Annotated in this window: 26 protein-coding genes and 1 pseudogene; 26 read left to right on the plus strand and 1 reads right to left on the minus strand. The window is 71.7% G+C overall.

Annotation, left to right across the window (positions count from 1 at the left end):
- Positions 1-2 precede the first annotated feature (2 nt).
- From KTR66_RS20185 to KTR66_RS20235, 11 genes are all read left to right on the plus strand, one after another.
- Positions 3-1,292: an aspartate aminotransferase family protein gene (locus tag KTR66_RS20185; protein ID WP_213615789.1), complete on the plus strand. Its 1,290-nt coding sequence runs from the start codon at positions 3-5 to the stop codon at positions 1,290-1,292.
- A gap of 71 nt (positions 1,293-1,363) precedes the next feature.
- Positions 1,364-1,741, plus strand: a complete 378-nt coding sequence (locus KTR66_RS20190; protein WP_213615791.1) for a DUF2946 family protein — start codon at positions 1,364-1,366, stop codon at positions 1,739-1,741.
- Positions 1,742-1,806: 65 nt separating this feature from the next.
- Positions 1,807-3,219: a YncE family protein gene (locus tag KTR66_RS20195; protein ID WP_213615792.1), complete on the plus strand. Its 1,413-nt coding sequence runs from the start codon at positions 1,807-1,809 to the stop codon at positions 3,217-3,219.
- A 40-nt stretch (positions 3,220-3,259) separates the two neighbouring features.
- Positions 3,260-3,853, plus strand: a complete 594-nt coding sequence (locus KTR66_RS20200; RefSeq protein ID WP_213615793.1) for an SCO family protein — start codon at positions 3,260-3,262, stop codon at positions 3,851-3,853.
- A gap of 16 nt (positions 3,854-3,869) precedes the next feature.
- Positions 3,870-4,202 (plus strand): hypothetical protein, encoded by a 333-nt coding sequence (locus KTR66_RS20205; RefSeq protein ID WP_213615794.1) that lies wholly within the window; start codon positions 3,870-3,872, stop codon positions 4,200-4,202.
- Positions 4,203-4,226: 24 nt separating this feature from the next.
- Positions 4,227-4,694, plus strand: coding sequence for a copper chaperone PCu(A)C (locus tag KTR66_RS20210; protein WP_213615795.1), 468 nt, complete (start codon positions 4,227-4,229; stop codon positions 4,692-4,694).
- A 20-nt stretch (positions 4,695-4,714) separates the two neighbouring features.
- Positions 4,715-5,608 carry an MbnP family copper-binding protein gene (locus KTR66_RS20215; protein ID WP_213615796.1) on the plus strand — a complete coding sequence of 298 codons (894 nt, stop codon included), beginning with the start codon at positions 4,715-4,717 and terminating at the stop codon, positions 5,606-5,608.
- Positions 5,605-6,666: an MbnH family di-heme enzyme gene (locus KTR66_RS20220; RefSeq protein WP_213615797.1), complete on the plus strand. Its 1,062-nt coding sequence runs from the start codon at positions 5,605-5,607 to the stop codon at positions 6,664-6,666. The genes KTR66_RS20215 and KTR66_RS20220 overlap by 4 nt, the downstream gene beginning before the upstream one ends.
- Complete coding sequence (locus tag KTR66_RS20225) at positions 6,663-7,019, plus strand: DUF2946 family protein (RefSeq protein ID WP_213615798.1); 357 nt, start codon at positions 6,663-6,665, stop codon at positions 7,017-7,019. Before KTR66_RS20220 ends, KTR66_RS20225 begins: the two co-directional genes overlap by 4 nt.
- Positions 7,020-7,089: 70 nt before the next feature.
- A complete protein-coding gene (locus KTR66_RS20230; RefSeq protein WP_213615799.1) occupies positions 7,090-9,294 on the plus strand; it encodes a TonB-dependent siderophore receptor in 2,205 nt (734 codons plus the stop codon).
- A 10-nt stretch (positions 9,295-9,304) separates the two neighbouring features.
- Positions 9,305-10,144 carry a DJ-1/PfpI family protein gene (locus KTR66_RS20235; protein ID WP_213615800.1) on the plus strand — a complete coding sequence of 280 codons (840 nt, stop codon included), beginning with the start codon at positions 9,305-9,307 and terminating at the stop codon, positions 10,142-10,144.
- 112 nt (positions 10,145-10,256) lie between these two features.
- On the opposite strand, the gene KTR66_RS20240 is transcribed toward KTR66_RS20235, so the two are convergent.
- Entirely contained in the window at positions 10,257-11,000 is a 744-nt protein-coding gene (locus KTR66_RS20240) for a hypothetical protein (protein ID WP_213615801.1), read from the minus strand.
- 194 nt (positions 11,001-11,194) lie between these two features.
- Between KTR66_RS20240 and KTR66_RS20245 the strand changes: the two genes are divergently transcribed.
- The 15 genes and pseudogenes from KTR66_RS20245 to KTR66_RS20315 all read left to right on the plus strand — a co-directional run.
- Positions 11,195-11,686: an RNA polymerase sigma factor gene (locus KTR66_RS20245; protein WP_213615802.1), complete on the plus strand. Its 492-nt coding sequence runs from the start codon at positions 11,195-11,197 to the stop codon at positions 11,684-11,686.
- 97 nt (positions 11,687-11,783) lie between these two features.
- Positions 11,784-12,743 (plus strand): FecR domain-containing protein, encoded by a 960-nt coding sequence (locus tag KTR66_RS20250; protein WP_213615804.1) that lies wholly within the window; start codon positions 11,784-11,786, stop codon positions 12,741-12,743.
- 239 nt (positions 12,744-12,982) lie between these two features.
- Positions 12,983-15,307: a TonB-dependent receptor gene (locus KTR66_RS20255; RefSeq protein WP_213615806.1), complete on the plus strand. Its 2,325-nt coding sequence runs from the start codon at positions 12,983-12,985 to the stop codon at positions 15,305-15,307.
- A gap of 5 nt (positions 15,308-15,312) precedes the next feature.
- Complete coding sequence (locus KTR66_RS20260; protein WP_213615808.1) at positions 15,313-16,185, plus strand: hypothetical protein; 873 nt, start codon at positions 15,313-15,315, stop codon at positions 16,183-16,185.
- The gene (locus KTR66_RS20265) at positions 16,182-17,123 is read left to right on the plus strand and encodes an ABC transporter substrate-binding protein (protein WP_213615810.1); all 942 of its coding nucleotides are present in this window, start codon (positions 16,182-16,184) and stop codon (positions 17,121-17,123) included. The genes KTR66_RS20260 and KTR66_RS20265 overlap by 4 nt, the downstream gene beginning before the upstream one ends.
- 4 nt (positions 17,124-17,127) lie before the next feature.
- On the plus strand, positions 17,128-18,144 hold the full coding sequence (locus KTR66_RS20270) for an iron ABC transporter permease (RefSeq protein WP_213615812.1): 1,017 nt from the start codon (positions 17,128-17,130) through the stop codon (positions 18,142-18,144).
- Positions 18,141-19,160, plus strand: a complete 1,020-nt coding sequence (locus KTR66_RS20275; RefSeq protein ID WP_213615815.1) for an iron ABC transporter permease — start codon at positions 18,141-18,143, stop codon at positions 19,158-19,160. Before KTR66_RS20270 ends, KTR66_RS20275 begins: the two co-directional genes overlap by 4 nt.
- Positions 19,157-19,981, plus strand: coding sequence for an ABC transporter ATP-binding protein (locus KTR66_RS20280; RefSeq protein ID WP_213615817.1), 825 nt, complete (start codon positions 19,157-19,159; stop codon positions 19,979-19,981). The genes KTR66_RS20275 and KTR66_RS20280 overlap by 4 nt, the downstream gene beginning before the upstream one ends.
- Positions 19,975-21,750 carry an ABC transporter ATP-binding protein gene (locus KTR66_RS20285; protein WP_213615819.1) on the plus strand — a complete coding sequence of 592 codons (1,776 nt, stop codon included), beginning with the start codon at positions 19,975-19,977 and terminating at the stop codon, positions 21,748-21,750. Before KTR66_RS20280 ends, KTR66_RS20285 begins: the two co-directional genes overlap by 7 nt.
- Position 21,751: 1 nt before the next feature.
- Entirely contained in the window at positions 21,752-22,315 is a 564-nt protein-coding gene (locus KTR66_RS20290; RefSeq protein WP_213615821.1) for a pyridoxamine 5'-phosphate oxidase family protein, read from the plus strand.
- Complete coding sequence (locus KTR66_RS20295; protein ID WP_213615823.1) at positions 22,312-22,671, plus strand: hypothetical protein; 360 nt, start codon at positions 22,312-22,314, stop codon at positions 22,669-22,671. The genes KTR66_RS20290 and KTR66_RS20295 overlap by 4 nt, the downstream gene beginning before the upstream one ends.
- A complete protein-coding gene (locus tag KTR66_RS20300; protein ID WP_249732287.1) occupies positions 22,668-23,105 on the plus strand; it encodes a Tat pathway signal protein in 438 nt (145 codons plus the stop codon). The genes KTR66_RS20295 and KTR66_RS20300 overlap by 4 nt, the downstream gene beginning before the upstream one ends.
- Positions 23,106-23,113: 8 nt before the next feature.
- The gene (locus KTR66_RS20305; RefSeq protein ID WP_213615825.1) at positions 23,114-23,833 is read left to right on the plus strand and encodes a MotA/TolQ/ExbB proton channel family protein; all 720 of its coding nucleotides are present in this window, start codon (positions 23,114-23,116) and stop codon (positions 23,831-23,833) included.
- Positions 23,834-23,837: 4 nt separating this feature from the next.
- On the plus strand, positions 23,838-24,290 hold the full coding sequence (tolR, locus tag KTR66_RS20310) for a protein TolR (protein WP_213615827.1): 453 nt from the start codon (positions 23,838-23,840) through the stop codon (positions 24,288-24,290).
- Positions 24,290-24,760, plus strand: a pseudogene (locus KTR66_RS20315) (hypothetical protein); the annotation flags it as partial. The gene tolR and the pseudogene KTR66_RS20315, both read left to right, overlap by 1 nt.

A 24,760-nucleotide genomic window follows, 5' to 3' on the forward strand; every position in this document is an offset into this window, starting at 1 on the left:
CCATGCCCGATGCGCTGCTCAACACCAGCCTCGATGCCGCGCTCGCCGATGCGCGGGAGCGCTTCGTCGCCGCCAATCCGCAAAGCCTCGCGCGCCATGTGGAGGCGACGGCGGTGATGCCCGGCGGAAATACGCGCACCGTGCTGTTCCACACGCCCTTTCCGCTGACCATGGCGCGCGGCGCGGGCTGCCGGCTCTGGGACGCCGATGGTCACGAATATGTGGATCTGCTGGGCGAATACACGGCCGGCCTCTATGGCCACAGCAATCCGGTGATCCGCGCTGCCCTCGACGGCGCGCTGGATGGCGGCTGGAACCTGGGAGGCCATGGCGTGATGGAGGCGCGGCTCGCGCGGGTGATCTGCGAGCGCTTCCCCTCGATGGAGCTCGTGCGCTTCACCAATTCCGGCACCGAGGCGAACCTCATGGCCATCGCGACCGCGCTGGCCGTGACGCGGCGCCGCCGCGTGCTGGTCTTCGAGGGCGGCTATCACGGGGGCGTCCTGTATTTCGGCGGCGGTGGAATCCCAATCAACGCGCCGCATGACTGGGTGCTGGGCCGCTACAATGATCTCGGCCTGCATCTGGATGAGAGCATCGGCGCCATCATCGTGGAGCCCATGCTGGGCTCGGGCGGCTGCATCCCCGCGACGGCGGAATTCCTCGCCCTGCTGCGCGCTGAGGCGAAGCGCGTGGGTGCCGTGCTGATCTTCGACGAGGTGATGACCAGCCGCATGTCGGCGGGCGGCCAGCAGGCGCGCCTCGGCATCACGCCGGACATGACGACGCTCGGCAAATACATTGGCGGCGGCATGAGCTTCGGCGCCTTCGGTGGCCGGGCGGATATCATGGCGCGCTACGATCCGCGGCGCGCCGATGCCATCCCGCATGCCGGCACCTTCAACAACAATGTGCTGACCATGGCGGCGGGGGTGGCGGGCCTCACCCGCATCTTCACGCCCGAGGCGGCCGAGGCGCTGTTCGAGCGGGGCGAGCGGCTGCGCGCGCAGCTCAATGCGCTCGCGCCCGGCCTGCCGCTGCGCTGGACCGGCCTGGGCAGCCTGATGACCGTCCATTTCCAGCGCGAGCCCATTGCGAGCCCCGCCGATCTCCGCCCCGATGCCGGCCTGCGGGAGCTGTTCTTCCTCGACATGCTGGAGCGCGGCTTCTACCTGGCGCGGCGCGGCATGCTGGCGCTCAGCCTGGAGATCGGCCCGGCGGAGGCGGAGGGCTTCGTCGCGGCGGTAGGCGAGTTCATCGCCAGCCGCGGCAGCCTGCTCCGGGGCGAATGAGCGGCCCCACGCCCCTCCGGTGGATCAAGCTTGCCACGTGGCAGGGTTGCAATTACTGCCTGGGACCAACCATGCCGGTCCGTCGCCTGCTCAGCTGGGTTCTTGCCCTGGTCCTCTGCCTGCAGAGCGGCCTGGCCCTGGCGCATTGCCTGCGCATGGGGAACCCCGCCGGCCATCAGCCCTTCCCGGTGGAGATCTGCACGGCCGAGGGCCTGGTGAAGATCGACCTGGGCGATGCCCAGGACGGGGAGGGGGAGCGGCAGGGCGCGCCCGCCGCCTTCTGCCTCGCCTGCCACGGCTTGCCGCAGATTACGCTGCCGGCTCCGACCGATGTCGCGGCGCCGCTTGTGGCCTTCACCGCGCGGCCGCCATCGGCCGCGGCGGATGCCGCCCCGTTGGGCGCGCGGGCGCCGCCCTATCGCCCCACGGGACCACCCCGCTTCTCCTGAATTGCCAGATCCCCCCGCGCCGATCCCGGCGCGGGGCGTTGCGCCATTCCGGGGAGTTGCCATCCATGTTCCGTCCGTTGTTCGCCGCCGCGCTGAGCGCACCCTTCCTCTTCGCCGCCGCGCCGCTCGCCGCGCAGGACCGTGTCTTCGTCTCAGGCCAGGACGCGCTGGTCGCCTATGACCTCGCCACCGGCCAGGAATTGGCCCGCTTTGCCACGCCCGGCGTCTCGGCCGATATCGTGATGCTCGAGACCGGTCATCTGCTTCTCAACCACCGTGATGGCCATGCGGTGGTGGTGGTGGACGCCAACACGCTGAACGAAGTGGCGCGCTTCCCCTCCTCCACGCTGGGCGGCACGCGGCCGGTGCACGCCTATCTCTCGCCGCCGCTGCAAGGGCGCCGCGTCGTTGTCATCACGAATGACGGCGATGAGAGCCGCACGCCGCCGGGGACGCCCGCCGCGGACAGCTCCGCCCTCTTCGTGGACGCCACGCCGGGCAGCCCAACCTTCCTGCGGCCCCTGGGTGAGGTGCGACTTGGCACCGGCCACCACAAGCTGGCCTTCGCCCCGGATCGGGCGCGGGCGGTGGTTTCGAATATCGGTGATTGCGCGGCCGTGCTGCAGGTGGTGGATTTCGCCGATCCCACGGAGCCGCGCGTGGTCGCCGCGCTGGATGCGGCCGGCATCGGCCTGACGGGGCCCACTCCGGCCCATCCTGGTGCGCGCCCCTGCCACCCGCGCGGTGGTCAGGCGGGGGTGCGCCCCGCGCCGCATGGCACCGCGACCGATCCGCTGACAGGCCGCGCCTGGCACAACCTCAATGGCATGGGCGCCTTCGTCAGCCTCGACAGCCGCGCCGAGGCGCCCGCCTTCCGGCTGCTGCCGGCCACGCGGGGCTGGGGTGGTGCGGCCATCGCCGCCCATCCCACCGCCGGCTTCGCCTATGCCCCGCAATTCGCCCCGCGCGAGGGCGATGCCCGCAGCCGGGGCGTCGCCTGCCAAGTCGGTCAGGTGGCGCTGCTGGACGCGCGGGCCGATCGTGTCGCGGCGGAATTGCCCATCCTCGCCGATGGTCCGGACTGCACCCGCAGCCTGGCCGGCACGCCGGAGGCGGGGCTGCGGACCGGCTATGCGACCCTGGTGGCCGACACCCTGTTCCTGCCGCTCGCGACCCTCGGGGCGGCGACCACGCGCAGCCATGGCGTGGCGGTGGTGGACGTCTCGGTGCCGAATGAGCCGCGCCAGCTGCCCACCATCCGTGTCGGCGCGCATACCGGCCACCGCGACAACGCCATCACCGGCGATGGCCGCTGGCTGATCGTGCCGAACAATGTGGATGCCACGATCAGCGTGATCGACACCGCCCGGCGGGAGGTGGTGCGGAGCTTCCCCGTCGTCGCCATGCCGAACCGCGTCGCCGTCTTTGGGGCCAGCGGGGCGTCCCGGCCCAGCGGTCCCATGCCCGTGGCGCCCTGAGGCGGTGGCGATGTCGGACCGGATCAGGCAGGGGGTGGCGATGATCGCCCTCCTCGCGGCCACGGCCGCCGGTGGGGCGATGTGGTTCCATCGCGGCGGCCTGGCGCCGGCCGCGGAGAACGCCATCCCCGGCATCGCCGCCAGCCTGGGCGGCCCCTTCAGCCTGGTGGACCAGGAGGGGCGGCGCGTCACGGAGGCCAGCTATGCCGGGCGCTTCCTGCTGATCTATTTCGGCTATCGCTACTGCCCCGATGTCTGCCCCACGGAACTCGGCAAGATAGCGGCCGCGCTTGATCTGCTGCCGGCCGCGACCCAGGCGCGCATCCAGCCCCTCTTCATCACGGTGGACCCGGAGCGCGACGATCCGGCCGGGCTTAAAGACTACACGGCCCTGTTCCACCCGGCGCTGATTGGGCTGACCGGAACGCCCGAGGAAACGCGCGCGGCGGCCCGTGCTTGGCGCGTCTTCTATGCCAAGCAGACCGCCGGCCGGGACCCCGACGCCTATCTGATGGACCACTCCTCCTTCATCTACCTCGCCGGGCCGGATGGCCGGGCGCTGCGCCTGTTTTCCCCCGAAACCACCCCCGAAGCCCTGGCCGCCGCGCTGACCCGCGCGGTGGCGGGCTCGTGAGACCGGAGCCCTGCCCATGCGCATCCGCATCCTCCTGTTGGCCGCCGCCCTCCTCGCCGCGCCGCCCCTGGCCCGCGCCTGCGATCCGGAAGCGATGAACGCCGAGCTCACCGTGCTCTGCCGCGCCGGCCTTGATCCCGCCATCGCCTGGTCGCGCGCCGTGCTGCCGCTGGCCAGTGCCGCGGAGGCGGCGGAGTTGGAGCGAACCGCCACCGCGGCGGGCGATGCCTGTGATGTGGGCGATCCGGCGGCGGGGGCGCTGGCCGCCGTGCAGCTCGCCCGGCTCGTCGGGCGGATCGAGGCGCGCGGCGCGGCCGCCACGCTCCAGCCCGCCCGCCTGCCCAACTGACCCCGCAACAGAACGGAGAACGCCATGACACCCATCCCTCGCCGCGGCCTGATCGCCGGCGCCGCCACCCTGCTCGCGACACCGGCGCTCGCGCATCACGACTTCACCCTGGGCGATCTCAGGATCGGCCATCCCTGGACGCGCGCCGCCGGCGCCAACACCAATGGCGCGGGCTTCATGACGCTGCGCAATGTGGGCGCCCGCCCGGACAAGCTGATCGCGGCCTCCACGCCCATCGCCCGCACGGTCGAACTGCACACGCATATCCGCGAGGGCGAGGTGATGCGCATGCGCCCCGTGGCGGACATCCCCGTGCCGCCGGGCCAGACCGTGCGCCTGCGCCCCGGCGGGCTGCATGTGATGCTGATCGGTCTGACCGAGCCGTTGCGCCGTGGCGCCGAGGTGCCCCTGACCCTGCGCTTCGAGCAGGCGGGCGAGGTGCAGATCACCCTCGAAGTCCAGGCCGCCGGCAGCCCCGGCCACACCCACTGAACCGACAAGGACACACAATCATGACGCGCTTCATTCCCGGGCTCGCCGCCCTGCTTCTCTCCACCGCGCCGGCCCTCGCGCAGCAGGAGGTCGCGATCCGCTTCGCCGCACAGGTGAACGGCGCCGCCTTCGCCTGCGGCCAGAGCTATGGCGGCCTCGGCAGCACCCAGGCCACCGCCACGCCGACCGATTTCCGCTTCTACGTGCATGACGTGCATCTGCTGCGCGCCGATGGCAGCGCCGTGCCGGTAACGCTCACCGAATCCCCCTGGCAACACCAGGGCGTGGCGCTGCTCGATTTCGAGAACGGCCAGGGCCCTTGTGCCCAGGGCGGCAATGCCGCGCTCAACGAGACGCTGCGCGGGACGGCGCCGGCCGGCAGCTACACCGGGCTCCGCTTCACGCTGGGCGTGCCCGAGCGGCTGAACCACCAGGATGCGACGGTGGCGCCGAGCCCCTTCAACCTGACGGCGATGTTCTGGAACTGGCAGAACGGATACAAGTTCGTGAAGGTGGACCTGCAGGTCGGCGCTGCTGCCCCGGCCGCGGCGAATGCGCCGGCGCATGTCGGTGCGGCCGGGGAGGGCGGCTTCGCCCTGCACCTGGGCAGCACGCAATGCGTGGCCGCCGCCCCCACCCAGCCCGGCCGCGATTGCCGCAACCCCAACCGCCCGGTGATCACGCTGACCGGCTTCGATCCGCTCTCGACGTCGGTGATCGCCGATGTCGGGCCCGTGCTGGCGGGCGTGGACATCACCCGCAACACCGAGCGCACGCCGCCCGGCTGCATGTCCTTCCCGAATGACCCCGAATGCCGCTCCGTGCTGCCGGCGCTGGGCCTGCCCTATATGGACCTGGCCGCCGGCGAGCAGCGCTTCTTCCGCGTGCAGCCGCTGCGCCAGGCGGCGCGGTGAGGCGCCTCGCGGCCCTCGCTGTCGCGGCCGCGCTGCTGCTGGCCGCCTGGGGCGGCACCGCCACCACCGCGCTGTGGGAGTGGCGCCTGCCGGCCTGGGTGCCGCCGCCGCAGCTCGACCGTCCGCTGCGCGCGGCGGAGGTCGAGCTCGGCCGGCATCTCTTCCATGACACGCGCCTCTCGCGCGATGGCAGCATGAGCTGCGCCACCTGCCACCAGCAATCGCGCGCCTTCACGGTGAACCGCGCGACGGTGCCGGGCGTGGATGGCTCGCCCGGGCTGAAGAACCCGATGAGCCTCGTGAACCTCGCCTGGGCCCCGGTGCTGACCTGGGCCAATCCCGGCCAGACGCGGCTGGAGGAACAGGCGCTCATCCCGCTGTTTTCCGACCATCCGGTCGAGATGGGCATGTCCGGCCGCGAGGCCGAGATCTTCGCGGCACTGGCGGCCGATCCGCGCTACCCGCCGCTCTTCGCTGCCGCCTTCCCCGAACGCGAGGGGGCGATCACGCTGGAGACGCTGACCCGCGCGCTGGCCGCCTTCCAACGCGCCATCACGAGCTTCGACAGCCCCTATGACCGCTATCGCTGGGGCGGCGACCGCAACGCGATCAGCCCGGCCGCGCGCCGGGGCGAGCGGCTGTTCTTCGGCGAGCGGCTGGAATGCTACCACTGCCATGGCGGCTTCCTCTTCACCGACAACGTGACCCATGCGCGGCTGATCGCGCCCGAGATCGGCTTTCACGACACCGGCGTGGCGCGCAGCGGCGGCATCGGTGAGCATACGGGCAACCCGGCGCAGAACGGGGCCTTCCGCACGCCCTCGCTGCGCAATGTGGCGCTGACCGCGCCCTATATGCATGACGGCTCGATGGCGACGCTGGAGGAGGTGCTGCGCCATTACGCGCGGGGCGGCCGCGCGCGCGGGCCGCACACATCGTCCCTGCTCGCGGGCTTCCGCCTGAGTGAGCGCGAGCGCGCCGATCTCCTGGCCTTCCTGAACAGCCTCACCGATGACCGGATGACGCGCGATCCGCGTCTGGCCGATCCGTTCCGATGACGCGCCGCTTCCGCCGCCTGCTGGCCGGTCTCCTGCTGCTGCAGGTGGTTCTCGCGCCGACGCTCTGCCTGGGCCGGGGCTCGGCGTCCGGCCTGATGGAGATCTGCACGGCGGAGGGGCTGAAGCTCATCCGGATGACGGAGGATGGCGCCGGCGCTCCGGCGACGCCGGAGGGCTTCTGCCCGCTCTGCCACGCCCTGCCGCAAACGCCCATCGCCGATGCGCCGCTGCCGCCGGCACCCCTCTGGATGCGGCAGGAGGCCGCCTGGCGCGCCGCCGGTCCGCCCGCACCACCACCCGCCATCCGCGGCCCGCCTTCCGGGTCCCGCGCACCACCCCTGCTCCTCTCCTGACGTCCCGCGCGGCGCAGCGGGCGCGTTCCCGCCTGCCTGCGCACCATGACCCATCGAGAGGATCCATCCCTTGTCCAAGACCCTTCGCCGCCGCGAGCGGCACAAGCTCAGCCTGTCCGTCGCCGCCGCCCTTCTTTCCGCCGGCGCCGCCTCCGCCCAGACCGAGCCGGCGCCCGCGCGCCCGGTCGAGTCCACCGTCCCGCCCACCACCGTGATCGGTCGCGAGGAGCGCGATCAGGTGGGCCCGCTGCGCGGCTACCAGGCGCTCACCTCGGGCACGGCCACGCGCACCAACACGCCGCTGCAGGACATCCCGCAATCGGTGACGGTCATCCCGCGCAGCCTCTTCACCGATCAGGGCGCCACGACGCTGGAGGAGGCGCTGCGCAACTCCGCCGCGGTGGTGCCGGAGAGCCCGCTTTTCCTGAACCAGACGCTCAACACCTATATCCGCGGCTTCCAGGCGGAGATCTTCCGCGACGGGCTGCAAAGCTACAGCGAGCTCGGCCTCGCGCAGAGCCTGCTCGGCATCGAGCGGATCGAGATCGTGAAGGGCCCCTCGGGCGCGCTGTTCGGCGGTGGCCTGGGTGGCGGCTTCGGCGGCCTCGTGAACATCATCTCGCAGCGCCCGCTGCCCAACAACAGCTATGCCGCCGGCATCACCGTCGGCCCCTATGGCTATCGCAACCCCTGGGTGGATGTGAACCAGGCCTATCGCGACCCCAACACCGGCACGGTCTTCGCGATGCGCCTGCAGGCCGAGACGCAGTATGGCCGCTCCTATATCGAGAATGTGACGACCGAGGGCTACAACGTCCTGCCCACCTTCAGCGTGACGAGCGACACGACAAACCTGGTGGTGCAGGCCTTCTTCTCGCAGCGCAAGGCGAATGACTATCCGGGCCTCCCGCCCGGCGTCAGCGGCGGCAGCCCTCGCATTCCCTTCGACCGCTTCGTCAACGCGAATGGCGGCAACGTCCCGCGCACCGAGACCCAGCGCAACGGCGTCCGGATGAGCTTCGATCACCGGATCAACGACGTCTTCACGGCGAGCCTGATCGGGCAGTTCTCGACCAACAGCCTGAGCCAGCCGGCGCAGTTCCAGTTCGGTCCGCCGCTCGCCGCCTTCGGCCTGCCGGTCGGGCCCTACACCTATTCGCGCCTCACCGCCTATCTCGACCAGAACCTGTCGCAGCTCTCGGTCATGCCGATGGTGCGCGCCAACTTCAGCACCGGGCCGGCGCAGCACACCGTGCTGGCGGGCTTCGAGTTCGACCAGACGCGCGACAATGGGCTGATGAATATCGGCGATGCGGGGATCTTCAACTTCGCATCACCGACCCAGGCGCCCTGGGTGCAGCCCAGCGCGGGCAGCCCCTTCGCGATCCCGCAGACCAACAACACCTACACGACCACGGCGGGCTTCCTGCAGGACCAGATCAAGCTCTGGGACCGCTTGCACATCCTGGGCGCGGTCCGGCTGACCAACATCAACATCCAGACCGAGGTGCCGAGCGCCGGCATCAACACCACCGCCTCCACCACCAAGCCGACGGGCCGCGTGGGCGTGGGCTATGACATCCTGCCGGGGCTGACGCCCTTCGTCGGGTGGGGCAATTCGATCCGCTCGCCCAGCGGCTATGGCTTTGGTGGCTTCCTGACCGCGCCCAAGCCCGAGGAAGGCCAGCAATTCGAGGCGGGCGTGAAGCTGAACCTGCCCTTCGGGCTGAGCGGCAACCTCGCCTATTTCAACATCCAGCGGAACAACGTGCCGTATTTCGACCTGGCCGCCGGCGGCAACCGCCAGATCGGCGAGCAGCGTTCGCGCGGCTTCGACATGGACCTGCTGTGGCAGCCCAACCCGCAATTCTCGCTGCTCGGCACCTATGCCTACACCATGGCCGAGACGGTGTCGGACAGCATCATCGCACCGGGCACACCGCTGCGCCTGGTGCCGCGCAATGCCGGGCGCGTCTGGGCGAATTATCGCCTGCGCGGCCTGCCGCTGCCCGATTGGGCGCAGGGCTTCTCCTTCGGCGGCGGGCTGACCTCGGTTGCCGGGGCGAATACCTCCGACCAGCCCAATGCGATCCGCACGGCGGGCTACACGATCTTCGACGCGGCCATCAACTACGAGAACGGGCCGCTGCGGATGAGTGTGGCGGCGCGCAATATCGGCAATCGCAACTACGTGATCCCCTTCAGCTACTTCAACAATGCGATGGCGCCGGGCGCGCCGGCGGCGGTCTATGTCTCCGCCGCGCTGCGCTTCTGAGGGGGATGCGATGACCGAAGACCAATCCCGCCGCGCGGCGCTCGCCGCCGCGCTGGCGGTGGTGGGCGCGGCGCGGGCTGCCTCGGCGCAGCCCGCCACCGCGCCCGCCGCGACACAGCATGAGCACGACATGTCGCGCTTCCACCTGGCTCCGGCCCGCGGGCCGGAGGACATCGCCTTCCTGATCTATCCGGGCTGCACGGCGCTCGACTTCGTTGGGCCACACAACATGTTCCGCGGGCTGATGGGGGCGACGGTGCGCCTGGTGGCGAAGACGCGCGAGCCCATCGTAACGGATACGGGCCTGACGGTGATCCCGGACACCGACTTCGCCAGCTGTCCCGAGCGGCTGACCGTGCTCTGCGTGCCCGGCGGCAGCGAGGGCACGCTGGGTGCCATGGAGGACGCCGAGACCATGGCCTTCCTCGCCGATCGCGGGGCGAAGGCACAATGGGCGACGGCGGTCTGCACCGGCTCGCTGCTGCTGGGCGCGGCCGGGCTGCTGCGCGGCTACCGCGCCACCTCGCACTGGATGACGCGCGACCTGCTGCCGATCTTCGGTGCCATTCCGGTGGAGCAGCGCGTGGTGATCGATCGTAACCGTGCCACCGGGGGCGGGGTGACGGCCGGCATTGATTTCGGCCTGACCATGGTGGCCGCCCTGCGGGACGACGCCTATGCGAAAGCGGTGCAGCTCGTCGCGGAATACGACCCTGAGCCGCCCTTCGATGCCGGCAATCCCGCAAGGGCCCCCGCCGAGACGCGGGAGATGATCACCGCGATGTTCGCGGGATTCGTCAGGCGCGCGCGCGTGGTCAGTTCGGCATCAGCAGGAGCGCTCGCGAGGTAGATGTGTTCGGGTCAGGTGCATGACGACGAATCAGATCCGAACGCCTTCCAGGCGTTGGGACGCATCGCGTGGCGCAATGACGTCTTTGAATAGGCCGAACCCAGTCCCCGAATCACGCGATCAACAGCAAATCAAGCTGTCTGCAGGTCCCCGCATCCAACGATCCCAACACACGACCGAAACGCCCGTAGCTCCAACGAGTTACGGGCGTTTCGCCGTTCTGGGCCACGAGAACAGCCGTGGAACCCTCGGCAGCAGTTGCCCCACCAGCCTGCAGGAAAGCCGCCAAGTCGCCGACCAGCGTGAGGCTCACCTCGCCACGACGCTCACGCGGAAAGACCTGGATCGCCTCGATCAACTCACGAAGAGCCTCCGTCGCCGCCATCGCCGTCTCAGGATCGGCCAAGGCCTCCTCCAGCGCCTCGACCCGCCGGCGATAAAGCGCGGGCAGGTTGGGGTGAGGCGTGGGCACCGGCTCAGGGCGTTCGGCCGCGGCCATCTCGGCGGCGAGCTCCGTCTGCCGGGCCTCGACCTTGCGAAGCTCCGCCACCCTTGCGCCGCTCCCGTGGCCCTCCTTGATCAGATCGAGAAAATTTTGGACCTGACGGGCCAGGCGCGTCTCCTCCTGGACCAGCCGAGCCGTACGCGCCCCGCGCTCCCGGTTGGCGGTGTTGATCTCGGCCACGAAGGCCGACACGAGCTCCTCCACCAGCTCGGGCGCGAGCAGCCGCTCCTTGAGACCTTGGAGAACGCGCTCGGTGAGCACCTGCCGGCGGATGGTCCGCTTGTTGGAACAGTTCCCCCGCTCGACATGAAAGGCGCAGCCCAGCAGCCCCTCGGCGCCAACCACGGTCATGGGGCCTTGGCACACGCCATCCCAGATACCCCTTTGCTGCCGCCGGACTACATGACCGACGGATCGCTTCTAGGGGGTCAGGTCAGGTTCACAACTTTAGGTGGATGGTCAGTTGCGAATGATTTGCAACTCTGTATATCTGCCGGCACGCAATTCGCACCGCACCCTCCCGCCAGGACCCCGCACCGCGCCGGATGACCCATGACGAGCCCCTCCTCCGTGCCTTCCTGCTGCAACGCGGGGTGATGGAACGGCGCATTGCGCGCCGGGTCGGTTGCCGCGCCGCCGCGGCCGACCTCGTGCAGGATCTGTTCCTTCGTCTCTGGCAGCGCCCACCCGTGGATGCCCATGCCGCGGCGCGATACCTCACTGTCAGCGCGCGCAACATCGCCACCGACCATCTCCGCGCCGTGTCCCATCGTGCCCCCCGCGCGGCAATTTCGCCCGACCTGCCGGATCGGTCCCCTGCGCCGGACGCCGTGCTCGCCGGCCGCCAGGAGTTGGAGGCGGTCGAGGCCGCCCTGGCGGCGCTGCCCGAGCGTACGCGCCAAGCGTTTCTGCTGAACCGTGTGCATGAGCGCACCTGCCCAGAGATTGCCCAGCTCCTCGGCGTCTCGCTCGCCACCGTCGAGCGGGACATCGCCCGCGCCCTCCTTGCCTGCCGCGCCATCCTCGATCGCGGCTGATGCTCCCGGATGAGGGGTTGGGACATCGGGACTCGTCAAGGCTGTCAGCAGGGATGCTGACCCAACACCGCATCGGCCGGAGGCAGGACGGAATGACGTGACGCCGGAGGATGAACGGCTGGAGGAGGCGGTCGTCTGGCTTGTCCGCCTCGGGCACGCGACGCCGGAGGAACGCGCGGCCTTCGCCGTGTGGCGCGCCGATCCCGCGAACGATGTCGCCTTCGCCCGGGCCGAGGCGCTCTGGCGCGCGACCGGCGAGGGCGCCGCGCGGCTTGCCGCGCGCGGGGGCGCGCCGCCCAGCCCGCGATGGGCCGCCCCGGCGGCTGCCCAGAGGCGGCCCCGCATGCGTGCCTCGCGCCTTGCCGCCGCCTGCGCCGCCGCCCTCCTGCTGGTGGGCGGCGCCTGGCTGGAACGCCCCGCCCTGATCCAAGACACCCTGGCAGACGTCGTCACCGCGCGCGCCGAGCGGCGCAGCCTCGTGCTGCCCGACGGCTCCACCCTCGAACTCGAGGCCGACAGCGCCGTGGATCTCGCCTTCGGGCCGGATGAGCGGCGCGTTAGCTTGTTGCGCGGGGCCGCGTGGTTCTCCGTGGTGCCCGAAGCCAGGCCTTTCATCGTCGCGGCCGCGGCCGGCGAGGTGCAGGTGCTCGGCACCCGTTTCGCCCTGCGCCATGCCGGGGAGGAGGCCGTCCTCGCCGTCGCCTCCGGCCGGGTGGAACTCCGCGCCCCTGGCGCGCGAAGCGCGATCCTCGGCCGCGGCGAGCAGATGCGCTTCGGCCCGCGCGGTGCTGGCGCCGTCGCGCCCATCGCGCCCGAGGATGTGGCGCCCTGGCGGGACGGGCGGCTGATCTTCGAGCAGGCGCGCTTCGCTGAGGTGATCGAGGCGCTGGGCCGCCATCGGCCCGGGCGGATCGTCATCGCCTCGGCCGAACTGGCCGATCGGCGGGTGAGTGCGAACCTTCCGGCCAGCGATCCAGCGGCGGCGCTCGCCTCGCTGCAATCCATCCTGGGTTTCCGGCGCCAGGATTTCACCAGCCACCTCGTCGTCCTGCGCTGATCTTTTTTTGGTCCCCGCGTGAGGGGAAGAGCGACTTGGACTCGTTTATGCAAATGCGAGTGAGTCGCAATGTCAGAAAGCCAAGGCGGATCTGCGTGATGTCGGGGGACAGGGTGATGGGTCTGGGTCGGGGGAAGATGTGGCGGGTTGCCTTGCTGGCCAGCGTTGCCTGGGCCGGATGGCCGGCAGGGGAGGGGGGCGGCCCAGGGCCGGCAGCCGCCTGGGCTCAGGGCGCGCCCGTGGCGGCGCCGGAGCGGAGCTGGAACTTCGAGATCGGCGCGCGCCCGCTGCCTGCGGCGCTGAATGACTTCGCGCGGGTCACGGGCCTGAGCGTGGTGTTCACCCAGGCCGAGGCCAGCGGCGCGCCATCACCCGGGGTCCGCGGGCGGCTGACCGCGGAGCAGGCGCTGACCGCGCTGACGGCGGGCACGGGATTCACCTGGCAGCGCAGTGACGCGCGGACGGTGACGCTGATGCGGGTGCGGACGTCCGACGAGGCCGTGGCTCTGCCCGAGGTGCGCGTGGATGCGGGGCTTATCCCGCCCACCGCCGTGATCGGGCCGCCGCCGGCGGCCTTCGCCGGCGGGCAGGTGGCCAGCGGGACGCGGATGGGCACGCTCGGCAACCGCTCCATCTTCGACACGCCCTTCAGCACCCAGGGCTTCACCCGTGACCTGATGGCCGAGCAGCAGGGGCGCAGCCTGGGGGACGTCCTGGTCAACAATCCTTCGATCCAGACGATCAATCCCCGCACCGGCTTCATCGAATTCTATTCGATCCGCGGGTTCACCGCCGGTCCCGGGCAATTCACCTTCGATGGCCTGAATGGCGTGGTGCCTGAGCGCATGGCCTCCATCCTGGGCGTCGAGCGCGTGGAGGTCCTGCTGGGGGCCAGCGCCGTCCTGAACGGATTGTCGCCCGGCGCCTCCCCGGGCGGCACGGTCAACCTCGTCCCGGCCCGCGCCGGGGATGCGCCGCTGAACCGCATCACGGGCCTCTACGGATCGCGCTCCAATTTCGGCGCCCTGGCGGAGATCGGCCGGCGCTATGGCGAGAATAATGAGTTCGGCGTGCGTGGCAGCTTCATGTACCGCGACGGCGAGAGCCCGGTGAGCACGACGGGGCTGCGGCGGCTCGGCGGCTCGCTCGGGCTCGACTATCGGGGCGAGCGCTTCAGGATGTCGCTGGATGGCGGGTTCCTGAACACGGATGTCAATCCGCCCACCAGCCTGGTCACCATCGGGACCGGCTTCCAGATCCCGAACGCGCCCAATGGGAGCAAGCGGCTCTTCCCGACCGCGGGCTATGGCGAAACCCAGGGGCTCTACATGGCCAGCCGCGCCGAATACGACGTCACCGACAGCGTCACGGCCGGGCTCGCCTATGGACGGGGCTATATCAAGGAGCTGGGCATCGCGGCCGGCCCCACCCTGCTGAGTTCGGGCGGCCTCACCCGTTATTCACCGAGCCAGTACGAGCTCTTCGTCCAGAGCCAGACGGTCGAGGCCAGCCTGCGGGCCCGGCTGCAGACGGGCCCGGTCCGCCACAACGCCGTCCTGGCCGTGAGCGGGTTGTGGCGCGATTCCGGCGACCAGGCCGCCACGCTCGGTTCCTCGGTCCTGGGCAATCTCTATGTCAGCCCCGATGTGCCGATCACGGCGCGCGTCTTCGCCGGTAATATGCCGCGCACCAGCGCCAGCCAGTTCGAGGGGGTCACCCTGAGCGACACGGCGTCGGTCCTGAATGACCGCGTGCAGCTGACGCTCGGCCTGCGGCAGCAGCGGATCCGGCAGGAGAGCTTCGACACCTCCGGCGCGCGGACGCAGCTCTTCGTGGACAGCGCGCTGGCACCCCTGGCCGCGCTGCTCGTCAAGCCGACCGAGCGGCTTTCCCTCTACGGCAATTACGTGGAGGGGCTGAGCGTGGGGCCCATCGCGCCGGTCGGCGCCGCCAATGCCGGGCAGGCCTTCGCGCCCTTCCGGAGCGAGCAATACGAGATCGGCGCGAAATACGATTTCGACCAATTCGCCGCGACGCTGGCCGGCTTTCAGATCACCCAGCCCTCCTCCTTCATCAACCCGACCACGCTCATCTTCGGCGTGGATGGCGAGACGCGGACGCGCGGCCTGGAGCTGAACCTCTTTGGCGAGCCCATCGCGGGGACGCGGATCCTCGCCGGCATCACGCATTTCGATGCCGAGCAGGTGCGGACGGCGGGCGGCGTCAATGACGGCAAGCGGACGCCGGGCGTGCCGCGATACCAGGCCACGGCCTATCTGGAGCAGGACATCGCCGCCGTGCCGGGCCTGACGCTGACGGGGCGCGCCCTCTATGCCTCGGGCGCCTTCGTGGATGCGGCGGAGCGCCAGCCGCTGCCGAGCTGGACGCGCTTTGACATCGGCGCGCGCCAGACCTTTCGGATCGAGAACACACGCCTGACCGCGCGCTTCACCGTCGAGAACGTCCTCGACACCGATTACTGGGCCGCGCGCTCCAGCATCGCGGGGCAGGCCCTGGTCGGCGCGCCGCGGACCTATCTCTTCTCGCTGAGCGCGGAGTTCTGACGGCCATGGATCGGCTGGCAGCGCCCCATGCGGATAGGCCAGCCGGGCCGGGCCTGGCCGAGGCCCTGGCCGGCATCGCGCGGCACCTGCCGGATCTGCGCGCCGAGGCGGGGCCGCCCGGGCCCGGCGCCTTCACCCCCGCGATGCTGGCCGGCGCGGACCCTCTGGCCCTGCAATCCCTGCTGGACGCCGAAGCCCGCATCCACCCCGGCCTGGACCGCAAGGCCCAGGCCGCCTTCGCGATCAGCCGGGCGGCGCGCAGCCTGGCCCATGCGCTGGCCGGCCTGCTCGTGCTGCGCGGCGAGGTGCCGCGGCTCACGCCCGATACGGTCGCGTTCCGTGCCGAACTCTACAGCTGGGAGCATGGCGGCAAGGCCGGCCAATCCGTGCGCCATATCGTCCGCATCGCTCCTGGCCAACCGCTCCTCGCGGGCACGCCGGCCGCGCTGCAGGAGGCCTTCCACGATGCGCTCGTCGCGGCGATGTCCCCGGTGGTGGCGGCCCTTCACCGTGCCGCCGGCCTCTCGCCCGGCGCGCTGTGGCGGTTGGTCGCCGACATGGTTTGCCTGTCCTTCCTGAATGTGGGCGAGCAAGCCGGCGACGTCCTCCACGCGCAGGCGGCGGCGCTGGCCATCACGCGGCGCCCGGGCTCGCGGCTGCACAACCCGGTCTCAGGCTTCCAGCGCATCACGCTGCCCGATCCCGCCGACCCGGACCGCATCCTCGCCGAGCGTTGGTTCATCACGCGCGGGGGCTGCTGCCGCTGGTACACCCATCCGGAGGGCGAGACCTGCGCCGTCTGTGTCCTGCTCACACCGGAGCGGCAGCAGGCGCGGCTGCGCGAGCATCTGCGCCGGGCGCATGAGGCGACGGCATGATCGGGCGACGGGCGCTGGGCGTGTGGCTGGCCGGCTGGCCGGCGGCGGCCGGGGCGGCGAGCCTGGCCGATGGGCTGGGCCGTGAGCTGCGCCTGGCGGCGCCGCCACGGCGCATCGTCTCGCTGAATGGCAGTGCCGAGGCGCAGTTGCTCATGCTGGGCGTGCGGCCCATCGGAACCAATCTCATCCATCGCGGCTACCGCGCCCATATGCGCTGGCTGCTGGGCGATGCCGCCGCGCCGGCCGGGGTGATGAATGCCGACTGGACACCCGATGCCGAGGCCATCCTGGCGCTCGACCCGGAGCTGGTGATCACCTGGTCGGCCGACCACGCCGCGACGCTGGGCCGCCATGTGCCCGTCTTCGTGATGCCCGTGCTGCACAGCATCGCGGATGTCCGCGCCAATCTGCGCGCGCTCGGCGCCCTGCTGGACCGCGACGCCGAGGCCGAGGCCGTCATCGCCGCCTTCGATGCGCGTCTCGCCGCCTATGCGCGCCTCGCGCCGCGGCGGCGCACGCTGATGAGCGTCTCCTTCACGGGCAACCGGCGCTACGCCTTCACCGCCGACAGCCTGCTGACCGAGGTGCTGGGCACCATCGCCGAGACGCGCCGTGTCGCGCCCCATGCCCGTCTCGCCTGGGTGGAGGGCGGTATCGAGACCATCCATCGCGCCGATCCCGATGCCATCCTGCTGATCCATTGGGCCAGCGCGCCGCAGGCCGATGCGGCGGACGCGCCGGTGCAGGATCGCCTGTGGCGGCGCCTGCGGGCCGTCCGGGAGGGGCGCGTGATCCCGGTCAACGGCTTCGAGGCGCTGGCCTTCCAGTCGATTCCCACCGCCGCCCGCCTGCTCGATACCGTGGCGCCGCGCCTCTATCCCGACATCTTCCCCGCCGCGCTGGACGAGGCGCGGATCATGGCGCCGCGGGGGGGCTGACCGCATGCAAGGCCTTGCCGCCGCGCCGTCGCGCGCCCGTCTCCCCTTCGCCACGCTGCTGGGCGGGCTGTGCGGCGTCCTGGCCCTCACGCTGCTGCTCTCGCTCACGCGCGGGATCGTGCCGCTGCCATGGACCGAGGCGCTGGCCGCGCTGGCCGATCCGCGCGGCGAGAGCTTCGCCGCCATCCTGGTCTGGGATGTGCGGCTGCCGCGGGCGGGCCTCGCCGCGCTCGCCGGGGCCTCGCTGGCCGCCGCCGGCGTGCTGCTGCAGGGCGCGCTGCGCAACGACCTGGCCGATCCCGGCCTGCTGGGCGTGGCGTCCGGCGCCTCGCTCGCGGTCGCCATCGGCATCGTCTTCCTGCATGCCGCGCCCACGGCGCTGCCGGGCTTCGCCCTGGCCGGCGGGCTCGGCGCGGGGGTCGTGGTCCTTGGCGCGCAGCGGCTCTCGCGCGATCCGGTGCGCATGATCCTGATCGGCGCGGCGCTGGCGGCCCTGTTCTCCGCGATGATCGTGCTCGTCATCGTCCTGGGCAACGAGTTCCAGCTGCGCACCATCCATGCCTTCCTGATCGGCAGCCTGATCGGGCGCGGCATGTCGGACCTGTTGCGCCTGCTGGTCCTGACGGCGATCCTGCTGCCCGCCGCGCTGCTCTTTTCGCGCGCGCTGGATGTGCTGCGGCTGGGCGAGGAGATGGCGGCGGGCCTCGGCGTCAACGTGTTTCGCCTGCGCCTGCTGCTGCTGCTGACGGCGATCGGCCTGACGGCGCCGGTGGTGGCGAGCTGCGGGCCGATCGGCTTCATCGCGCTGGTGGCGCCGCATCTGGCGCGCGCCCTGCTGGGCGGTGCGGATGCGGCGCGCGTGCTGCCGCTGGCGATGCTCATCGGCGCCGTGCTGCTCACCACCGCCGACCTGCTGGCGCGGGAGGCCGTCGCGCCGGCCGAGCTGCCGGTCGGCCTGGTCGTCACCGCGCTCGGCGCGCCGGCGGCGATCCTGCTGCTGCGCCGGCACCTCGCGCCATGACGGGCCGCGCGCCCTGGCCGATGCTCGCCGGCCTCCTCCTGCTCACCGCCGTGGCGCATCTGACCACCGGGCCGGTGGCGATCCCGCTGGCGGAGCTGCCGGACCATGTCATCGTGCATGCGGTGCGCCTGCCGCGCCTCATCGTCGTGCTGCTGGCGGGCGCCATGCTCGGCCTGGCCGGCGCGCTGCTGCAGACCGTCACCCGCAACCCGCTGGCCGAGCCCGGGCTGATGGGGGTCTCCGCCGGGGCGGTGCTGGCGATCGTCCTCGCCATCATCGCCGCCTCCCGCATCGAGGGGCTCGGGATGGTGCGCGACACCGGCTGGCACCTGGGCCTGGCCGGCGTAGCGGGCGGCATGCTGGCGGGCGCGCTGACCTATGCGCTGAGCCGCCGGCATGGCGTGAGCCGCCCGGTGCTGCTGGTGCTGATGGGCGTGCTGGTGGCCGGCAGCGCCTCGGCCGTCACCTCCATGCTGCTGCTGACGGCGGATGACAACCAGCTTCGCCTGGTGCTGCATTGGACGATCGGCAGCACGAATGGCCGCGGCTGGGTGCATGTCGAGATGCTGGCGCCCTATGCCGCGGCGGGCCTCTCCATGGGCCTGCTCTCGGCCGGCATCGCCAATGCGCTGCAATTGGGCGATGGCGTCGCCGCCTGTCTCGGCCTGCGCGTCGAGCCGGCGCGGCTGATGCTGATCTTCGCCGCCGCGGTGCTGACGGCGGGCGCGGTCTCGGTGGTGGGCGGCATCGGCTTTGTCGGGCTGATCGGGCCGCATCTGGCGCGCATGCTGGTGGGCAACGACGCGCGGCGGCTCTTCCCGGCGGCCGCGCTGGTCGCGGCCCTGCTGCTGACGCTGGCCGATCTCGGCGCGCGCAGCCTGCCGCTGGGCTGGATCGAGGCTTGGTCGCGCTCGCCCGTCACCGCGCCGAGCGGCATTCCCGTGGGTGTCGTCACGCCGCTGCTGGGCGTGCCCTTCTTCCTCTGGCTGGTCTTCGCGCACAGGCCCCGCGCATGATGCTGGCCCCCAACCCCGAGACCGGCCTGCGCGCGGAGGCGCTCTCAGTCGGCTATGGCGATCGCGCGGTGCTGGAGCGCGTGGCGCTGCATCTGCCGCGCGGGGGTATTACCGCGCTGGTCGGGCCCAATGGCTCGGGCAAGTCCACGCTGCTCAAGGCGCTGGCGCGGATCATGGCGCCGAGCGGGGGCACGGTGCTGCTGGAGGGGCAGGCCATCGCGCGGCTGCCCTCGGCCGAGGTGGCGCGGCGCCTGGCCGTGCTGCCGCAGGCCCCGGTGGCGCCCGCCGGGATGACGGTGGCGGAGCTGGTGGAGCAGGGGCGCTATCCGCATGCGGGGCCGCTGCGCATGCTGCGCCGGCAGGACCATGACGCGATCCGCGACGCGCTGGCGGCGACGGGCATGACCGGCTTCGCGGGCCGCGCGCTCGATGAACTCTCGGGCGGCGAGCGCCAGCGCGCCTGGATCGCCCTGACACTCGCGCAGGACACGCCCTGGCTGCTGCTGGACGAGCCCACCACCTTCCTCGACATCGGCCATCAGCTCGAAGTGCTGGAGCTGGTGGCGCGGCTGAATCGCGAGCGCGGCATCACCGTGCTGATGGTGCTGCACGACCTGGCCCAGGCGGCGCGCTTCGCCGATCGCCTTGTGGTGCTGCATGGCGGGCGGCTGCACAGCGAGGGCCCGCCCGGCACCGTGCTGACGCCCGCCATGCTGGCCGAGGTCTTTCGCATCGAGGCGCGCATCATTCCTGACGCCGAGACCGGCCGTCCCCACATGCTGCCCATCCGCCACCTGCCTGATGGGGCCCCCGCATGCTGAGGCAATTCCTGGACTTCTACCGCCCGCACAAGCGCCTGGTCGCGCTCGACTTCGGCTGCGCCGCGCTGTCGGGCATGCTGGAGCTGGGCTTCCCGATGGCGGTGCGCGCCTTCATCGACCATCTGCTGCCGACCGGCGACATGAACCTGATCGTCCTCGCCGTTCTGGCGCTGCTGACAGTCTATGTCGCCAATGCGGGGCTGATGGCGGTGGTCACCTATTGGGGCCATGTGCTCGGCATCGCGATCGAGACGGAGCTGCGCCGCCGCGCCTTCGACCATCTGCTGACGCTCTCGCACCGCTTCTACGACAGCGAGAAGACCGGCCATCTGGTCGGCCGCGTCACCAAGAACCTGGAGGATATCGGCGAGGTCGCGCATCACGGGCCGGAGGATCTGCTCATCGCGATCCTGACCTTCGCCGGCGCCTTCGCGCTGATGCTCTGGGTCAGCCTGCCGCTGGCGCTGATGACGCTGCTGATCGTGCCCGTCATCGGCTGGGTCGTGGCGCATTATGGCGGGCGGATGACGGCGAACTGGCAGGCGCAGTTCGGCCGCGTCGGCGCCTTCAACGCGCGCATCGAGGAGGCGGTCGGCGGCATCCGCGTGGTCAAGGCCTTCGGCCGCGAGGCGCATGAGCGCGCGCTCTTCGCCGCCGACAATGCGCGCTACCGCGACACCAAGCTCGACGCCTATCGCATCATGGCGGCGAGCATGACGCTGAACTATCTCGGCATGCGGCTGGTGCAGCTTTTCGTGATGCTGGTGGGCGCGGTGCTCATCGTGCGGGGCAGCATGAGCACGGGCGATTTCGTGGCCTTCCTGCTGCTGGTCAGCGTGTTCTACCGCCCGCTCGAGAAGATCAACGCGGTGATCGAGACCTATCCCAAGGGCATCGCGGGGTTCCGCAGCTATCTCGACCTGATGGCGACCCAGGCCGACATCGCCGACCGGCCGGAGGCGCGCGAGATGGGCCCGCTGCGCGGCGAGGTGCGCTTCGAGGGCGTGCGCTTCGGCTACGCGCCGGACCGCCCGGTGCTGCGCGGCCTCGACCTCGCCATCGCGGCGGGCAGCACGGTGGCGCTGGTGGGGCCCTCGGGCGCGGGCAAGACGACCATCGCCGCGCTGCTGCCGCGCTTCTACGATGTGGATGCGGGGCGCATCACCATCGACGGCACCGACATCCGCGACATGACGCTGGCCTCGCTGCGCGGGCAGATCGGCGTGGTGCAGCAGGATGTGTTCCTCTTCGCCGGCACGCTGCGCGAGAACATCGCCTATGGCCGGCTCGGCGCCTCGGATGCCGAGATCCTGGAGGCGGCGCGGCGCGCGCGGCTGGATGCGCTGATCGCCGAATTGCCGGCGGGCCTCGACACGCTGGTCGGCGAGCGCGGCGTGAAGCTCTCGGGCGGGCAGAAGCAGCGCCTGGCCATCGCGCGCATGTTCCTCAAGAACCCGCCCATCCTGATCCTGGACGAGGCGACCAGCGCGCTCGACACCGAGACGGAGCGTGCCATCCAGGCCTCGCTGGCCGAGCTGGCGCGCGGGCGGACCACGCTGGTCATTGCGCATCGCCTGGCCACCATCCGCAACGCCGACCGCATCGTGGTGGTGACGGAGCAGGGCATCGTGGAGCAGGGCGCGCATCCCGAACTGCTCGCCCGGGGCGGGGTCTACCGCGCCCTGCACGACGCGCAATTCGCCTTGGAACCGCAGCACGATGGCGCGGCCAGCCTGCCACTTGGCGCCGCGCAGGCAGGACCCCGCTGACATGGCCGAAACCCACGACCCCATCACCCCCGCCTTCGCCGCCTTCCTGGCCGCGCAGCCGGTGTTCTTCGTCGCGAGCGCGGCTGCCGGCGCGCGCGTCAACCTGTCGCCCAAGGGGCAGGACAGCCTGCGGGTGCTCGATGCCCGCCATGTCGCCTACCTGGACTTCACGGGCAGTGGTGCGGAAACCGCGGCGCATCTGAAGGCCGATGGAAGGATCGTCCTGATGGCCTGCGCCTTCGAAGGCCCACCGCAGATCCTGCGCCTGTGGGGCCGCGGCCAGACCCTCTGGCGCGACACGCCGGAGCATGCCGCGCTGCTGCCCCGCTTCGGCGAGGCCGCGGCGCACCCCGGCATCCGCGCCATCATCCGCATCGCGGTGGAGGCGGCGAAGACGTCCTGCGGCTACGCCGTGCCGATGATGCGCCTGGAGAAGCCGCGCAACGGGCTGACCCGCTGGGCCGCGAAGCAGGGGGAGGCCGCGCTCGCGGAGTATCGCCGCGAGAACAATGCGATGAGCCTTGATGGCCTGCCCACCGGGCTGCCGCCGGAGGTGCCGTCGTGAGGATCGCCCCTGTCGCGACACCCATCCGGCTGGCCGCCCGCGCGCTGCCCTCAACCGCGGGTTTCGACGCGCGCATGGGACCGCTGGTCGGCCAGCCGGAGGCGGCGGTGATCCGGGCGCTCGACGTGCCGGCGCGCAGCACCAAGGCCGGCGGCCCGCGCTTCATCGAATACGAGCGCCGGCGCGTCGTCGGCACGCCCGCGCCGGCGGCCTGGCGCTGGGGCAGCCCCTTTGCCGGGGCGTTCATCGAGACGCGTGACGGCCGCCTGACCTTCGCCCTGCGGGAGGGCCGCGTCGAGCGCTTCGACCGCCGCGGCAATGACCGCCTTGCCCTGCCCGGAGACCCCTCGACATGACCCGCCTGTTCCTCGCCGCCGCAACGCTGTCCGGCCTGACCTGGCTGATGAGCGGCCAGGCCTTTCCGCAAGCGGCACCAGGCCTGCGCTTCGAGCTGAACCGCCTGGAACCGCGCGACAACGCGGCCTGCCGCGTGTGGTTCGTGCTGCACAATTCCGGCGCGGAGGCGGTGGATCCGGTGCGGCTCGACCTCGTGATCTTCGGCCGGGATGGGGTGGTGGGGCGGCGCATCGCGGTGGATGTCGGCCCGCTGCCGGGCGGGCGCACCCAGGCGCGCATCTTCGACCTGGCGGGCCTCGCCTGCGAGGGCATCGGCCAGGTGCTGCTGAATGACCTGCTCGCCTGCGGCGGAGCCGAGCCCGCGCAACGCAATGCCTGCCTTGACCGCCTGACGCTCGCCTCGCGCGTGGCGGCGGTTCCCTTCGAGAAGTGAGTTCACCTATGGATCCCACCCCGACACTCGCCCTGCCGGCGGCCAGCGCGCATGATCTCTCGCCCTGGGCCCTCTTCCTCATGGCGGACCCGATCGTGAAGGGGGTGATGCTGCTGCTGGTGGTCGCCTCGGTGATCTGCTGGGCGATCATCTTCGAGAAATGGGGCACGCTGCGCCGCCTCGGACGGGAGAGCCGCGCCCTGGCCCGGATGGCGGCCGATGAGCGCCCGCCGACGGCGCCGCCCGACCAGCCCGGCCTGCCCGCCGCCGCGCTGCGGGCGGGGCTGCCGGAATGGCGGCAGGGGCAGGGGGCGCGGGAGACGGATGGCGAGTACCGCGCCCGGCTCGATGCCGCGATGCGCAAGGCGGTGGCGCGCGAGGTGAAGCGCGCGGAACCCGGGCTCTCCTTCCTGGCCACCACGGGTTCGGTCGCGCCCTTCATCGGGCTGTTCGGCACGGTCTGGGGCATCATGCGCAGCTTCGTGGGCATCGCGGCCTCCAACGACACCTCGCTCGCCGTCGTGGCACCGGGCATCGCCGAGGCGCTCTTCGCCACCGCCATCGGCCTGGTGGCCGCCATTCCCGCCGTGATCGCCTATAACCGCATCCTCGCAGCACTCGGCGCGCTGCGGGGCGAGGCGCTCTCCGCCGCCTCGGACCTGGCCGCCCGGCTGGCCCGTGCCTCGGCGCTGACCGAGGCGCGGGGCCCGCGCCAGGTCGCGGATTAGCGCCATGGCGATGACCCCGCTCGGCGCGCCGTCGGAGGATGAGGACGCGCCGCCGATGAGCGAGATCAACGTCACGCCCTTCGTGGATGTGATGCTGGTGCTGCTGGTGATCTTCATGGTGGCCGCGCCGATGATGATGGTGGGCGTGCCGGTGCAATTGCCGCAGACCGCCGCCCCGCGCATCGCGCAGACGGCGCCGCCGGTCGTCATCACGCTGGCGCGCGATGGCCGCGTCTTCCTGCGCCAGGAGGAAGTGCCCGAGGCGGAACTCGCCGCCCGCATCCGATCCCTGCGCGAGGCCGAGGCGAATGAGGCGCCCGTCTATGTGCGCGGCGACCGTGCCGTGCCCTATGGCGACGTGATGCGCGTGATGGGTCGCGTCACGGCCGCGGGTGTCACGCGCGTCTCGCTGATCGCCGAGGAACAGGCGGCCGGCGCCGCCATCCAGGCCCGCTGATGCCGGATGGCGGATTTCTGCGCGCGGCCGCGGCACCGCCGCCGCCGGCCCCCGCCGCGCCCTCGCTCGCGCGGCGGTTTGCGGGGCCGGGGCTGCTCGCGGTCACGCTCCATGCCGCGGCGGTGCTGCCCTTTGTCTGGCCGTCTGCGACGCCGCCCGCGCCCAGCGTCATCGACTCGGTCGAAATCGCGCCCTGGCCGGAGGCGATGGCGCCCGAGCCAGCCAGCAGCAGCGACGCGGCGGAACCCCTGGAGGTCGCGCCGGCGGAGCCTGTGGAGGCGAGGCCCGCGCCGCCCGAGCCGCTCATGCCGCCAGCGCCGCTGCGCCAAGCGCCGCCCGATCGCGCGACGGCCCTGCCGGACACGGACGCCGCGCCGCCGCCGCCCGAGCCACAGCGTGCCGAGGCAGCACCCCCGGACTCCGTGACGACGGAGCCGGCCCAGGAGATTGCGACGGAACCGCCACCCGAG

It is taken from the genome of Roseococcus sp. SDR (assembly GCF_019083995.1).
GTDB lineage: Bacteria > Pseudomonadota > Alphaproteobacteria > Acetobacterales > Acetobacteraceae > Roseococcus.

What these genes read in the sequence shown, in the direction of transcription:
- KTR66_RS20285 (WP_213615819.1), top strand. Translation starts at nt 19,975, where the DNA reads ATGCTGAGGCAATTCCTGGACTTCTACCGCCCGCACAAGCGCCTGGTC.
- KTR66_RS20240 (WP_213615801.1), bottom strand. Translation starts at nt 11,000, where the DNA reads ATGACCGTGGTTGGCGCCGAGGGGCTGCTGGGCTGCGCCTTTCATGTC.
- KTR66_RS20265 (WP_213615810.1), top strand. Translation starts at nt 16,182, where the DNA reads ATGATCGGGCGACGGGCGCTGGGCGTGTGGCTGGCCGGCTGGCCGGCG.
- KTR66_RS20225 (WP_213615798.1), top strand. Translation starts at nt 6,663, where the DNA reads ATGACGCGCCGCTTCCGCCGCCTGCTGGCCGGTCTCCTGCTGCTGCAG.
- KTR66_RS20235 (WP_213615800.1), top strand. Translation starts at nt 9,305, where the DNA reads ATGACCGAAGACCAATCCCGCCGCGCGGCGCTCGCCGCCGCGCTGGCG.
- KTR66_RS20190 (WP_213615791.1), top strand. Translation starts at nt 1,364, where the DNA reads ATGCCGGTCCGTCGCCTGCTCAGCTGGGTTCTTGCCCTGGTCCTCTGC.
- KTR66_RS20275 (WP_213615815.1), top strand. Translation starts at nt 18,141, where the DNA reads ATGACGGGCCGCGCGCCCTGGCCGATGCTCGCCGGCCTCCTCCTGCTC.
- KTR66_RS20200 (WP_213615793.1), top strand. Translation starts at nt 3,260, where the DNA reads ATGATCGCCCTCCTCGCGGCCACGGCCGCCGGTGGGGCGATGTGGTTC.
- KTR66_RS20205 (WP_213615794.1), top strand. Translation starts at nt 3,870, where the DNA reads ATGCGCATCCGCATCCTCCTGTTGGCCGCCGCCCTCCTCGCCGCGCCG.
- KTR66_RS20215 (WP_213615796.1), top strand. Translation starts at nt 4,715, where the DNA reads ATGACGCGCTTCATTCCCGGGCTCGCCGCCCTGCTTCTCTCCACCGCG.
- KTR66_RS20290 (WP_213615821.1), top strand. Translation starts at nt 21,752, where the DNA reads ATGGCCGAAACCCACGACCCCATCACCCCCGCCTTCGCCGCCTTCCTG.
- KTR66_RS20245 (WP_213615802.1), top strand. Translation starts at nt 11,195, where the DNA reads ATGACCCATGACGAGCCCCTCCTCCGTGCCTTCCTGCTGCAACGCGGG.
- KTR66_RS20260 (WP_213615808.1), top strand. Translation starts at nt 15,313, where the DNA reads ATGGATCGGCTGGCAGCGCCCCATGCGGATAGGCCAGCCGGGCCGGGC.
- KTR66_RS20210 (WP_213615795.1), top strand. Translation starts at nt 4,227, where the DNA reads ATGACACCCATCCCTCGCCGCGGCCTGATCGCCGGCGCCGCCACCCTG.
- KTR66_RS20270 (WP_213615812.1), top strand. Translation starts at nt 17,128, where the DNA reads ATGCAAGGCCTTGCCGCCGCGCCGTCGCGCGCCCGTCTCCCCTTCGCC.
- KTR66_RS20280 (WP_213615817.1), top strand. Translation starts at nt 19,157, where the DNA reads ATGATGCTGGCCCCCAACCCCGAGACCGGCCTGCGCGCGGAGGCGCTC.
- KTR66_RS20300 (WP_249732287.1), top strand. Translation starts at nt 22,668, where the DNA reads ATGACCCGCCTGTTCCTCGCCGCCGCAACGCTGTCCGGCCTGACCTGG.
- KTR66_RS20185 (WP_213615789.1), top strand. Translation starts at nt 3, where the DNA reads ATGCCCGATGCGCTGCTCAACACCAGCCTCGATGCCGCGCTCGCCGAT.
- KTR66_RS20195 (WP_213615792.1), top strand. Translation starts at nt 1,807, where the DNA reads ATGTTCCGTCCGTTGTTCGCCGCCGCGCTGAGCGCACCCTTCCTCTTC.
- tolR (WP_213615827.1), top strand. Translation starts at nt 23,838, where the DNA reads ATGGCGATGACCCCGCTCGGCGCGCCGTCGGAGGATGAGGACGCGCCG.
- KTR66_RS20305 (WP_213615825.1), top strand. Translation starts at nt 23,114, where the DNA reads ATGGATCCCACCCCGACACTCGCCCTGCCGGCGGCCAGCGCGCATGAT.